10 protein-coding genes are annotated in these 13421 nt (G+C 58.4%); 1 reads left to right on the top strand and 9 read right to left on the bottom strand.

Going from position 1 to position 13421, the window contains the following annotated elements; translation table 11 throughout:
* Positions 1-172 precede the first annotated feature (172 nt).
* The 9 genes from sucD to sdhC form a co-directional block, all read right to left on the bottom strand.
* Positions 173-1054 carry a succinate--CoA ligase subunit alpha gene (gene sucD / locus PMI31_RS10015; protein WP_003223019.1) on the bottom strand — a complete coding sequence of 294 codons (882 nt, stop codon included), beginning with the start codon at positions 1052-1054 and terminating at the stop codon, positions 173-175.
* Positions 1054-2220, bottom strand: a complete 1167-nt coding sequence (gene sucC / locus PMI31_RS10010; RefSeq protein WP_003223015.1) for an ADP-forming succinate--CoA ligase subunit beta — start codon at positions 2218-2220, stop codon at positions 1054-1056. Before sucC ends, sucD begins: the two co-directional genes overlap by 1 nt.
* Positions 2221-2416: 196 nt before the next feature.
* Entirely contained in the window at positions 2417-3853 is a 1437-nt protein-coding gene (gene lpdA, locus PMI31_RS10005; RefSeq protein WP_008017863.1) for a dihydrolipoyl dehydrogenase, read from the bottom strand.
* 97 nt (positions 3854-3950) lie between these two features.
* Positions 3951-5171 (bottom strand): 2-oxoglutarate dehydrogenase complex dihydrolipoyllysine-residue succinyltransferase, encoded by a 1221-nt coding sequence (gene odhB, locus PMI31_RS10000; RefSeq protein ID WP_008017862.1) that lies wholly within the window; start codon positions 5169-5171, stop codon positions 3951-3953.
* A 42-nt stretch (positions 5172-5213) separates the two neighbouring features.
* Positions 5214-8045: a 2-oxoglutarate dehydrogenase E1 component gene (locus tag PMI31_RS09995; RefSeq protein ID WP_008017860.1), complete on the bottom strand. Its 2832-nt coding sequence runs from the start codon at positions 8043-8045 to the stop codon at positions 5214-5216.
* A gap of 261 nt (positions 8046-8306) precedes the next feature.
* Positions 8307-9011 carry a succinate dehydrogenase iron-sulfur subunit gene (locus PMI31_RS09990; RefSeq protein ID WP_003223007.1) on the bottom strand — a complete coding sequence of 235 codons (705 nt, stop codon included), beginning with the start codon at positions 9009-9011 and terminating at the stop codon, positions 8307-8309.
* An 11-nt stretch (positions 9012-9022) separates the two neighbouring features.
* Positions 9023-10795: a succinate dehydrogenase flavoprotein subunit gene (gene sdhA / locus PMI31_RS09985; RefSeq protein ID WP_008017859.1), complete on the bottom strand. Its 1773-nt coding sequence runs from the start codon at positions 10793-10795 to the stop codon at positions 9023-9025.
* Positions 10796-10798: 3 nt separating this feature from the next.
* The gene (sdhD, locus tag PMI31_RS09980; protein WP_008017858.1) at positions 10799-11167 is read right to left on the bottom strand and encodes a succinate dehydrogenase, hydrophobic membrane anchor protein; all 369 of its coding nucleotides are present in this window, start codon (positions 11165-11167) and stop codon (positions 10799-10801) included.
* The gene (sdhC, locus tag PMI31_RS09975; RefSeq protein WP_043302324.1) at positions 11161-11535 is read right to left on the bottom strand and encodes a succinate dehydrogenase, cytochrome b556 subunit; all 375 of its coding nucleotides are present in this window, start codon (positions 11533-11535) and stop codon (positions 11161-11163) included. The genes sdhD and sdhC overlap by 7 nt, the downstream gene beginning before the upstream one ends.
* A gap of 364 nt (positions 11536-11899) precedes the next feature.
* Between sdhC and gltA the strand changes: the two genes are divergently transcribed.
* Entirely contained in the window at positions 11900-13189 is a 1290-nt protein-coding gene (gene gltA, locus PMI31_RS09970; RefSeq protein ID WP_007977501.1) for a citrate synthase, read from the top strand.
* Positions 13190-13421: the final 232 nt, after the last annotated feature.

Genomic DNA, 13421 nt, shown 5'->3' with positions numbered 1-13421 from the left:
ACGATACCTGTAGGAGCTGGCTTGCCAGCGATGGCGGAATGTCTGACACACCGCGCGGCCTGAATCGCCAGCAAGCCGGTTCCTACGAGGACCACCATACGATTCGATCAGAAACGACAAAGGCCACCCGAAGGTGGCCTTTGTTTGGTGAAGCGTCAGCTAAGCGCGAGGCTTACTTGACGGCCCAACCAGTCAGCTCGGCCAGGGCCTTGCCGATGTCTGCCAGCGAACGCACGGTTTTCACGCCTGCGTCTTGCAGAGCAGCGAATTTCTCGTCTGCAGTGCCTTTGCCGCCAGAGATGATTGCGCCAGCATGGCCCATGCGCTTGCCCGGAGGAGCAGTCACACCAGCGATGTAGGAAACAACCGGCTTGGTCACGTGTGCCTTGATGTAGGCAGCCGCTTCTTCTTCAGCCGAACCGCCGATCTCACCGATCATCACGATCGCTTCGGTCTTCGGGTCTTCCTGGAACAGCTTCAGGATGTCGATGAAGTTCGAACCCGGGATCGGGTCACCACCGATGCCGACGCAAGTCGACTGACCGAAACCGGCGTCAGTAGTCTGCTTCACAGCTTCGTAGGTCAGGGTGCCGGAACGGGAAACGATACCGACCTTGCCTGGCAAGTGAATGTGACCTGGCATGATGCCGATCTTGCATTCGCCTGGAGTGATCACGCCTGGGCAGTTAGGGCCGATCAGGGTAACACCCAGCTCGTCGCACTTAACTTTAGCGTCCAGCATGTCCAGGGTAGGAATGCCTTCGGTGATGCACACGATCAGCTTGATGCCGCCGAAAGCAGCTTCCAGGATCGAGTCCTTGCAGAAAGGAGCCGGAACGTAGATCACGCTGGCGGTGGCGCCAGTGGCTGCTACGGCGTCTTTCACGGTGTTGAACACTGGCAGGCCCAGGTGCTCGGTGCCACCTTTACCAGGAGTTACACCACCAACCATCTTGGTGCCGTACTCGATGGCTTGCTGGGTGTGGAAACTACCTTGCGAACCGGTAATACCCTGGCAGATAACTTTGGTGTCTTTATTGATCAGGACGCTCATTATTTGCCCTCCGCAGCTTTGACAACTTGTTGAGCAGCGTCGGTCAGGCTGGTAGCAGCGATGATGTTCAAACCGCTTTCTGCCAGTACTTTAGCGCCCAGCTCAGCGTTGTTGCCTTCAAGGCGAACAACAACCGGGATTTTCACGCCGACTTCTTTCACGGCGCCGATGATGCCTTCGGCAATCATGTCGCAACGAACGATGCCGCCGAAGATGTTGACCAGTACTGCAGCGACGTTGGTGTCGGACAGGATGATCTTGAACGCTTCGGTAACGCGTTCTTTGGTAGCGCCGCCGCCCACGTCGAGGAAGTTGGCTGGCTTGCCGCCATGCAGGTTGACGATGTCCATGGTACCCATGGCCAGGCCAGCACCGTTGACCATGCAACCGATGTTGCCTTCCAGCGCTACGTAGTTCAGTTCGAACTTGGCAGCGTGCGCTTCGCGCGGATCGTCTTGCGACGGATCGTGGAAAGTCTTCAGCTTAGGCTGACGGTACATGGCGTTGGCGTCGATGTTGATCTTGGCGTCCAGGCAGTGCAGATCGCCGTCAGCCTTGATCACCAGCGGGTTCACTTCCAGCAGGGCCAGATCGTGATCCTGGAACAGTTTGGCCAGACCTACGAAGATCTTGGCGAACTGGGCAACTTGCTTGCCTTCCAGACCCAGCTGGAATGCCAGCTCGCGACCCTGGAATGGCTGAGCGCCAACCAGTGGGTCGATAGTGGCTTTCAGAATTTTTTCTGGAGTGTCGTGAGCGATTTTCTCGATGTCCACGCCACCTTCGGTGGAAGCCATGAACACGATGCGACGGCTCGAACGGTCAACGACAGCGCCCAGGTACAGCTCTTTAGCGATATCAGTGCACGATTCAACCAGGATCTTGGTGACTGGCTGACCGTTGGCGTCAGTCTGGTAAGTCACCAGACGCTTGCCCAGCCACTGCTGTGCGAAGGCTTTGGCGTCTTCTTTGTTGCGAACCAGCTTGACGCCGCCCGCTTTACCGCGACCACCGGCGTGGACCTGGGCTTTGACAACCCACTCGCTGCCGCCGATTTTGTCGCAAGCTTCTGCTGCTGCTTCCGGGGTGTCTACCGCGTAACCGGTGGAAACTGGCAGGCCGTACTCAGCGAACAGCTGCTTACCCTGATACTCGTGAAGATTCATGCTTATTACCGTCTTCGTTAGGTACTGCGCATTCGGTGCTGCACTCATTCAAGTGCCGCACCACCTGTGACTGCTGCTTGCATGGCCTTTCCGGATACCCGGTGCAGCCATGCAAGACTGCGTCCAGCGGATATTCCGCGGTGAGTCTTGCATGCAAGGCTCACGACGGGCCATTCCGCCGTGGTTTCTTATTGTCTTAACGCTTCTTGCGGTTGGCGATGTGGATGGCGCCGCCATTCACTGCCAAAGCAGCTTCGTGCAAGGCTTCAGACAGGGTCGGATGGGAGAAAACCATCATGCCCAGGTCTTCAGCGCTGGTGCCGAATTCCATACCGATCGCGCCCTGCTGAACCAGTTCTGCAGCGCTTGGGCCAATCACGTGGACGCCCAGAACGCGGTCTGTCTTGGCATCTGCGATGACCTTGACGAAACCACCGGTGTCGTTGGCAGCCATGGCACGGCCAGAGGCTGCGAACGGGAAGGTGCCGACGTTAACTTCAACGCCTTCAGCTTTCAAGGCCTGCTCGGTTTTACCGACCCATGCGATTTCCGGGTGAGTATAAATAACCGAAGGGATCAGGTCATAGTTCATCTGGGCCTTGTGGCCCTTGATGCGCTCGACAACCATGATGCCCTCTTCCGAGGCCTTGTGCGCCAGCATCATGCCGCGAACCACGTCGCCGATGGCGTAGACGCCCGGTACGGTGGTGGCGCAGTGATCGTCAACGTGCACGAAACCGCGCTCGTCCAGGGTCACGCCGCAGTCGGCAGCCAGCAGATCAGTGGTCACCGGACGGCGACCAACGGCTACGATCAGCTTGTCGAAAGTGATGTTCTGTTCGCCGTTGGCATCGGTGTAGTTCACAACGACTTCGTCGCCGTTCACTTTGGAACCGGTTACGCGAGCGCCCAGCTTGATGTCCAGACCTTGCTTGGTCAGGGTTTTCAGCGCTTCCTTGGAAACAGCGGTGTCCGCTGCCATCAGGAAGGTGTCCAGGGCTTCCAGGACAGTCACTTGCGCACCCAGACGCGACCAGACCGAACCCAGTTCCAGACCGATCACGCCAGCGCCGATCACGCCCAGACGCTTGGGTACGGATTGGAATTCCAGGGCGCCGGTGGAGTCGACGATCACATTCTGGTCAACCGGAGCTGGCGGAATGTCGATCGGACGCGAACCTGGAGCCAGGATGACGTTTTCGGCTTCGATGATTTCAACCGAACCGTCTGGCTTGGTGACTTCGACTTTCTTGCCGGCCAGCAGCTTGCCGTGACCCTGGATCGAGGTCACACCGTTGGCTTTGAACAGGGTCGCAACGCCGGAGGTCAGGCCTTTGACGATGTTGGCTTTACGGCCGACCATCGCTGGCACGTCCATGGTCACGCCAGCGTGATTGATACCGTGGATCGCGAAACCGTCCTGGGCTTCGTGGAATTTCCACGAGCTGTCCAGCAGGGCCTTGGATGGAATGCAGCCGACGTTCAGGCAAGTACCGCCCAGAGCCAGTTTGCCTTCCTTGTCGGTGTACTTCTCGATGCAGGCAGTGGAGAGACCCAGCTGCGCGGCCTTGATGGCAGCAACGTAACCGCCAGGGCCCGCACCGATCACTACTACGTCAAATTTCTGCGACATTCAAAAAATCCTCTTTAGCGAAAAGCTTCAAGCCGCGAGCGGCAAGCCCGGCTGCGGGTTTTCCGACAGCCTGGCTTGCAGCTCATGGCTGCTTCTATCAGATATCCAGCAACAGACGAGCCGGATCTTCCAGCAGGTTCTTGATGGTCACCAGGAAGGTCACAGCTTCTTTGCCATCGATCAGACGGTGATCGTAGGACAGTGCCAGGTACATCATCGGACGGATAACGACCTGACCGTTGATGGCCATAGGACGCTGGATGATGTTGTGCATGCCCAGGATGGCTGCTTGTGGCGGGTTGACGATCGGGGTCGACATCATCGAACCGAAGGTACCGCCGTTGGTGATGGTGAAAGTACCACCGGTCATTTCGTCCATCGACAGTTTGCCGTCGCGGGCTTTCTTGCCGAAGGTGGCGATGCCGCCTTCGATTTCAGCCAGGCTCATCAGTTCGGCGTTACGCAGGACCGGTACAACCAGGCCGCGATCGCTGGAAACTGCAACGCCGATGTCAGCGTAGCCGTGGTAAACGATGTCGCCGCCGTCGATCGAGGCGTTGACAGCCGGGAAGCGTTTCAGCGCTTCGGTGGCTGCTTTCACGAAGAACGACATGAAGCCCAGGCGTACGCCGTTGTGGGACTTCTCGAACAGGTCCTTGTACTTCGAACGCAGCGCCATGACTTCGGTCATGTCGACTTCGTTGAAAGTGGTCAGCATCGCCATGTTCGACTGAGCTTCAACCAGACGCTTGGCCACGGTGGCGCGAACGCGGGTCATTGGTACACGCTTCTCGATGCGGTCGCCAGCGGCGAACACAGGAGCAGCGGCAGCCGGAGCAGCAGCCTTGGCAGGCGCGGCAGCAGGAGCGGCTTTCTTGGCTTCGACAGCGGCAACCACGTCTTCCTTGGTGACACGACCGTCTTTGCCGGTGCCTTTGACGGACGCCAGGTTGATGCCGTTTTCTTCGGCCAGCTTGCGAGCGGCTGGAGCTGCGATAGCGTCTTCGTCAGCGCCGGCAGCTGGAGCTGCGGCAGCAGCGGCCGGAGCAGCAGCGGCAGCCGGAGCGGCGGCAGCAGCGCCGCCTTCAACGATGGAGCCGAGGACTTCGTCGGACAGAACGGTGTCGCCTTCGTTCTTGACGATAGCGCCCAGCACGCCGTCAGCGGTAGCCAGCACTTCCAGCACGACTTTGTCGGTTTCGATGTCGACGATCAGTTCGTCGCGCTTGACCGCGTCGCCCGGTTGTTTGTGCCAGGTGGCAACGGTGCCATCGGCAACCGATTCCGGGAAAGTGGGGGCTTTGATCTCGATAGCCATTGTCTGTAGTTCCTTAAATTCGGTTTCAGGTGCGCGAAGGCGTTAAACAGTAAAGGCGTCTTGCAGCAGTTGTTCCTGCTGCTCGGCGTGCATCGATGCGTAACCGCATGCAGGTGCAGCAGAAGCCTCACGGCCCGCGTACTCGAGTACGAGAGACTTGTTGAGGTTGGCGACGCTGCGACGCAAGTGGTGTTGGCTGCAGTACCAGGCACCCTGGTTCATCGGCTCTTCCTGGCACCAGACGGCATGCTTGGCGTTGGTGTAAGGCGCCAGGACTTCTTTCAAGTCGTCCTCAGGGAATGGGTACAGCTGCTCGATACGCACGATGGCGATGTCGTCACGGCCTTCGGCACGGCGTTTTTCCAGCAGGTCGTAGTAGACCTTGCCGCTACACAGAACAACGCGCTCGACCTTTTTCGGGTCCAGGGCATCGATTTCCGGGATAACGGTCTGGAACGAACCTTCGGCCAGATCTTCCAGCGTCGAGATGGCCAGCTTGTGGCGCAGCAGCGACTTCGGAGTCAGGACTACCAATGGCTTGCGCAGCGGGCGAATCACCTGACGGCGCAGCAAGTGGTAGATCTGAGCCGGCGTCGTCGGCATGCACACCTGAATGTTGTGCTCGGCGCACAGCTGCAGGTAACGCTCCAGACGAGCCGAGGAGTGCTCCGGACCCTGACCTTCATAACCGTGCGGCAGCAGCATGGTCAGACCGCACAGACGGCCCCACTTGTGCTCGCCACTGGTGATGAACTGGTCGATAACCACCTGGGCGCCGTTGGCGAAGTCGCCGAACTGGGCTTCCCAGATAACCAGGGCATTCGGCGTGGTGGTCGAGTAACCGTACTCGAACGCCAATACCGCTTCTTCGGACAGGAACGAGTCGTACAGGTCAAAACGCGGCTGACCGTCGTACAGGTTCTGCAGCGGAATGTAGGTGCCCGCGTCTTTCTGGTTGTGCAGGACCGCATGGCGGTGCGAGAACGTACCGCGGCCGATGTCCTGGCCAGTCATGCGAATCGGGTGACCTTCGAACGCCAGGGTCGCGTACGCCATGGTTTCGGCGTAACCCCAGTTGATCGGCAGGCCGCCGGCTTGCATCTTCTGGCGGTCTTCGTAGATCTTCGCAACCTGGCGCTGAACCACGAAGCCTTCCGGGATTTCCAGCAGCTTGGCGGACAGTTCCTGCAGGGTCTTGAGGTCGAAGCGAGTGTCGTGACGCGCAGTCCAGGCATGGCCCAGATATGGACGCCAGTCCACGAACAACTCTTTGTTCGGTTCCTTGACCAGGCTTTTCACCACGTGCAGACCGTTGTCCAGCGCGTTGCGGTATTCGTCGACTTTCGCCTGAACACGCTCTGCATCCAGCACGCCGGCCTGAGTCAGACGATCGGCATACAGCTCACGGGTGGTGCGCTGCTTGGTGATCTGCTGATACATCAGAGGTTGGGTGCCGCTTGGCTCGTCGGCCTCGTTGTGGCCGCGACGACGGTAGCAGACCAGGTCGATCACCACGTCACGCTTGAATTGCATGCGGTAGTCGATGGCCAGCTGGGTCACGAACAATACGGCTTCCGGATCATCACCATTCACATGGAGGATCGGCGCCTGGATCATTTTCGCAACGTCGGTCGCGTACTCGGTGGAACGCGAGTCCAGCGGGTTGCTGATGGTGAAACCGACCTGGTTGTTGATCACGATGTGCACGGTACCGCCGGTCTTGAAACCGCGGGTCTGCGACATCTGGAAGGTTTCCATGACCACGCCCTGACCTGCGAATGCAGCGTCACCGTGGATGGAGATCGGCAGAACCTTCTCGCCGGTCGGATCGTTACGACGATCCTGACGGGCGCGAACCGAACCCTCGACCACTGGGGATACGATTTCCAGGTGGGACGGGTTGAACGCCATGGCCAGGTGAACTTCACCGCCGGTGGTCATCACGTTGGACGAGAAGCCCTGGTGGTATTTCACGTCACCGGAACCCAGCTCGACCTTCTTCTTGCCTTCGAACTCGTCGAACAGCTCGCGCGGGTTCTTGCCGAAGGTGTTGACCAGCACGTTCAGACGGCCACGGTGGGCCATGCCGATGACGATTTCCTTGGTGCCGTAGGAACCGGAACGCTGGATCAGCTCGTCGAGCATCGGAATCAGGCTCTCGCCGCCTTCCAGACCGAAACGCTTGGTGCCCGGGTATTTGGTGCCCAGGTATTTTTCCAGGCCTTCGCCGGCGGTCACGCGCTCGAGCAGGTGGCTCTTGATGTCGGCGGAGTACGTCGGACGACCGCGCACGCTTTCCAGACGCTGCTGGAACCACTGGCGCTGCTCGGAATCGGTGATATGCGTGAATTCAGCGCCGATGGTGCGGCAATATGTCTGCTGCAACGCTTCGTGAATTTCGCGTAGGCTCGCTTCCTCTTTGCCGATGAACAGGTCGCCGGCACGGAAGGTCGTATCAAGATCGGCATTGGTCAAGCCGTAATGATTGATCGACAGGTCTGCAGGTGCAGGACGCTGCCACAGTCCCAGCGGGTCAAGCTGGGCTGCCTGGTGGCCACGCATACGGTAGGCCTGGATCAATCGCAGCACTTCAACTTGCTTCTTCTCGTGCTCACTGCTCACGCTGCCGGCGGAAACCGGTTGGGCGCGGCGCTGGTTCTTTGCCAGCAAGACGAAATGATCGCGAATTGTGGAGTGCGAAACATCGGTGGCAGAGTTGCCGTCGGCAGGCAACTTCTGGAAGTAGGTGCGCCACTCTTCTGGCACAGCGTTAGGGTCGTGCAGGTAGAGCTCGTAAAGCTCTTCCACATAGGCAGCGTTACTACCGGATAGGTAGGCACTGTTCCACATGCGCTGCATCACGCTTTCTTGCATGCTTGGTCACCCTCGGTTAGGGGAACACCATCGGTGTCGACACCGAGCAAACTTGCAGAAGTCCGAATGCAGCGACCAAAACAAGCCACTAGGATCACACTGATAGTCCGGGTACCAGCCCGGATGCCCCTGCTTGTCTCATTTCTTCAAAATAAGAGCCGCAGCCTTTTAAGCTGCTGCTCAGGTTAAAACTACGGCGCCGGTTGAAGCCTGCGCCGCAGCATCTACGGGTACAGCGGTTCTACGGGTACAGCAGCTGAATCACACGCCGCTCGAGAGCAACATGTTACGGATGTGACCGATGGCCTTAGTCGGGTTCAGGCCTTTCGGACATACGTTGACGCAGTTCATGATCCCGCGGCAGCGGAATACGCTGAACGGGTCATCCAGCGAAGCCAGACGCTCGGACGTCTTGGTATCACGGCTGTCTGCCAGGAAGCGGTACGCTTGCAGCAGGGCAGCTGGACCCAGGAACTTGTCCGGGTTCCACCAGAAGGACGGGCAGGAAGTCGAGCAGCAAGCGCACAGGATGCACTCGTACAGACCGTCCAGCTTTTCACGCTCTTCAGGGGACTGCAGACGCTCGATGGCCGGAGCCGGCGTGTCGTTCTGCAGGTATGGCTTAACCTTCTCGTATTGCTTGTAGAAGATGCTCATATCGACGACCAGGTCACGGATAACCGGCAAACCTGGCAGAGGACGAACGATCAACTTGTTACCTTTTACGACAGCGGACAGCGGCGTGATGCACGCCAGGCCGTTTTTGCCGTTGATGTTCATGCCGTCGGAACCGCAAACACCTTCACGGCAAGAGCGACGATAGGAGAAACCTTCGTCCTGCTCTTTGATCAGGGCCAGTACATCCAGCACCATCAGGTCTTTACCACCGGTATCGACCTGGAATTCCTGCATGAACGGCGCAGCGTCCTGATCAGGGTTGTAGCGATAAACACTGACTTGCAACATGGCGGTCACCCTTAATAAGTCCGGACTTTAGGTTCGAAAGTCGGAACAGTCTTCGGCGAGAAGTTCACGGCACGCTTGGTGACGCGCTTGTCACCCGGGAAGTACAGGGTGTGGCACAGCCAGTTTTCGTCGTCACGGTCTTCGAAGTCTTCACGGGCGTGAGCACCACGGGACTCCTTGCGAACTTCAGCGGCGATAGCGGTAGCTTCGGCCACTTCCAGCAGGTTTTGCAGTTCCAGCGCTTCGATACGGGCAGTGTTGAACGCCTGCGACTTATCGTTGATCTTCACGTTGGCGATACGCTTGCGCAGGTCAGCCAGCTGGGCAATACCCTTCTGCATGTATTCGCCGGTACGGAATACACCGAAGTAGTTCTGCATGCAGCTTTGCAGCTCGCGACGCAGGGTAGCGACGTCTTCGCCGTCGGTACGGTTGTTCAGTGCGTTCAGGCGCGACAGGGCAGCTTCGATATCGGCTTCGGTGGCGTCATCGTATTCGATGCCGTCGGTCAGAGCCTTCTCGAGGTGCAGGCCGGCAGCGCGACCGAAGACCACCAGGTCGAGCAGCGAGTTGCCGCCCAGACGGTTGGCGCCGTGTACCGATACGCAAGCCACTTCACCTACCGCGAACAGACCAGGAATGATCTTGTCCACGCCTTCGGCGTCCTGGGTGATCGCCTGGCCATGAATGTTGGTGGCAACGCCGCCCATCATATAGTGGCAAGTCGGAACAACCGGAACCGGGGCGACAACCGGGTCAACGTGCGCGAACGTCTTCGACAGTTCGCAGATGCCTGGCAGACGGCTGTGCAGCACTTCCTCGCCCAGGTGGTCGAGTTTGAGCATTACGTGGTCGCCATTCGGACCGCAACCGTTGCCGGCGATGATTTCTTTAACCATCGAACGGGCAACAACGTCACGACCAGCCAGGTCTTTCGCGTTCGGAGCATAACGCTCCATGAAACGCTCGCCGTGCTTGTTGATCAGGTATCCACCTTCACCACGGCAACCTTCTGTAACCAGTACACCGGCGCCGGCGATACCGGTCGGGTGGAACTGCCACATTTCGATGTCTTGTACCGGCACGCCAGCACGCAGCGCCATGCCAACGCCGTCACCGGTGTTGATCAGGGCGTTGGTGGTCGAAGCGTAGATACGGCCAGCACCGCCAGTCGCCAGCACGGTAGCCTTGGCGCGGATATAGGTGGTTTCGCCGGTTTCGATGCAGATCGCGATCACACCGACGAACTCGCCTTCCTGGTTCTTCACCAGGTCGACAGCGTAGTACTCGTTCAGGAACGTGGTACCGGCTTTCAGGTTGCCCTGATAAAGGGTGTGCAGCAGCGCGTGACCGGTACGGTCGGAAGCGGCGCAAGTACGGGCAGCCTGCCCGCCTTTACCGTAATCCTTCGACTGACCGCCGAATGGACGCTGGTAGATACGGCCGGTTTCGGTACGCGAGAACGGCAGACCCATGTGGTCCAGCTCGAAAACGGCGGCCGGGCCTTCCTGACACATGTATTCGATAGCGTCCTGGTCACCGATATAGTCGGAACCCTTGACGGTATCGTACATGTGCCAGCGCCAGTCATCGTTCGGGTCGGCGGACGCGATTGCGCAGGTGATGCCGCCCTGGGCGGATACAGTGTGCGAGCGGGTCGGGAAAACCTTGGTGATCACGGCCGTCTTGTGACCGCCCTGTGCCAGCTGCAGCGCTGCGCGCATGCCGGCACCGCCACCACCAATAATGATGGCGTCGAAAGAAATCGTTGGAATGTTAGCCATGACTCAGATACCCCAGAGAATCTGCACACCCCAGACGAAGTAAGCGAACATCGCAACGCCGCATACTGCCTGGAAAAGGAAACGCACAGCCGTCGCGGACTTGCCCAGCGCCATTGGCGTCAGGTAGTCGGTCGCGATGGTCCACATGCCGACCCAGGCGTGAGCGCCGAGGGCAACAAGGGCCAGGAGGCTGAAGATACGCATCCCGTTATGGGCGAACAGTTCATGCCACTGGGCGTACTCGAGGCCAGGATGGGCCACGATGTATCCGATCAGGAAAATGAAGTAAGCCGCGAGAACGACCGCAGAAACGCGCTGCGCCATCCAGTCATAGAGGCCCGAACGCGACAGGTTCGTGACGTTAGTTACCATATCCAAACTCCTGCCAGAACGATTACCACCACGGAAACGGCGATAACGATTTTCGAGCCCAGCTTGCCGCCTTCCAGCGTCTCACCGATGCCCATGTCCATGATCAAATGGCGCACACCGGCTACCAGGTGATACAGCAGAGCGGACAGGATGCCCCAAATCACTAGCTTGGCTAGCGGACTGGTCAGACACGCTTTCACCTGACCGAAGCCTTCCTCGGAGCTCAGCGACTTGTCCCATGCGTAAAGCATGATGGCAAGGCACACGAAGAGGATGACACCGGAAATACGGTGAAGAATGGACGTGTAAGCAGTGACTGGGAGTTTGATGGTCCTTAGGTCTAGGTTTACAGGTCGTTGGCTTTTCACGGCTTTTTTTTCACACTGAAGAGCCCCTAACAATCAGGGCAAAGTTGTTGGGGAGTGCACTGGTCAGGTAACCACCACCCAGGGATGCGACCCCCAATGAAAGCAAGCCCAAAAGCCCTTGGCGGTCGGTGGCCGAGTATAGACAGTTAGGCTACTAATGACAACGCAAACACCTAACCCAAACAGCGGATTGCGCAACTGACATAAAAGGCGTAAATGGCAGCCAATTTCGAGAAAAAAGTCCGGTTAAAGCCTTCTGGAGCAAGACTTTAGGCAAATTGACATTCGAATTTATCTCACTATAGTGGTGCGGGCCCTGCGTGGGGGGTCTGTCTGATGATTTCAAGCATAAATAGGAGGCCACATGGCTGACAAAAAAGCGCAGTTGATCATCGAGGGCGCAGCCCCCGTCGAGCTGCCCATTTTAACCGGCACCGTTGGTCCCGATGTTATCGATGTTCGGGGCCTGACGGCCACGGGCCGTTTCACCTTTGACCCAGGCTTCATGTCGACCGCCTCGTGCGAGTCGAAGATCACCTATATCGACGGCGACAACGGCATTCTGCTGCACCGTGGCTACCCGATCGAACAGCTGGCTGAAAAGTCGGACTACCTGGAAACCTGCTATCTGCTGCTCAATGGCGAACTGCCGACCGCAGAACAGAAGGCCCAGTTCGTCAGCACCGTGAAGAACCACACCATGGTTCACGAGCAGCTGAAGACCTTCTTCAACGGCTTCCGTCGCGACGCCCACCCGATGGCCGTCATGTGCGGTGTAGTCGGCGCCCTCTCGGCGTTCTACCACGACTCCCTGGACATCAATAACCCGCAGCATCGCGAAATCTCCGCGATCCGCCTGGTTGCCAAGATGCCGACCCTGGCCGCGATGGTTTACAAGTACTCCATGGGCCAACCCATGATGTACCCGCGCAACGACCTGTCGTACGCGGAAAACTTCCTGCACATGATGTTCAACACCCCGTGCGAGATCAAACCGATCAGCCCGGTGCTCGCCAAGGCCATGGACCGGATCTTCATCCTCCATGCCGACCACGAGCAGAACGCCTCGACGTCCACCGTGCGCCTGGCGGGCTCTTCGGGTGCCAACCCGTTCGCCTGTATCGCCGCCGGTATCGCTGCACTGTGGGGCCCTGCCCACGGCGGTGCAAACGAAGCCGTACTGACCATGCTCGATGAAATCGGCGATGTTTCGAACATCGACAAGTTCATCGCCAAGGCCAAGGACAAGAACGATCCGTTCAAACTGATGGGCTTCGGTCACCGCGTTTACAAAAACCGCGACCCGCGCGCCACCGTGATGAAGCAGACCTGCGACGAAGTGTTGAAGGAACTGGGCATCCAGAACGATCCGCAACTCGAACTGGCCATGCGCCTGGAAGAGATCGCCCTGACCGACCCGTACTTCATCGAGCGCTCGCTGTACCCGAACGTCGACTTCTACTCGGGGATCATCCTCAAGGCGATCGGCATTCCAACCAGCATGTTCACCGTGATCTTCGCCCTGGCGCGGACCGTCGGCTGGATCTCCCACTGGAAGGAAATGCTCTCCAGCCCGTACAAGATTGGCCGTCCGCGTCAGCTGTACACCGGCTACGAGTCGCGTGACATCACCAAGCTGGAAGACCGCAAGTAAGAGTTTTCTTGCTGTAGCGTGTTGAGTTGTACCGAGAACGGCCTCTATTTATATAGAGGCCGTTTTTGTTTTCCTTTTTTAATTGTGCGCATATCCGTTATTTAGGTAACGGCCTCTGGCGGTTCCGCTCTTACAGCGGGTCACTTGGAAAAGCCCCAAGTAACCAAGGGCTCTTGCCCCTTTCGTTCGGCCCTTCGCTTAGGCTCAGGGTTCCCTCGCTCCGGTCCTGCTC

Source organism: Pseudomonas sp. GM55, from assembly GCF_000282395.1.
Taxonomy (GTDB): Bacteria; Pseudomonadota; Gammaproteobacteria; order Pseudomonadales; family Pseudomonadaceae; genus Aquipseudomonas; species Aquipseudomonas fluorescens_CC.
This window is presented reverse-complemented; position numbering and strand designations above follow the sequence as displayed.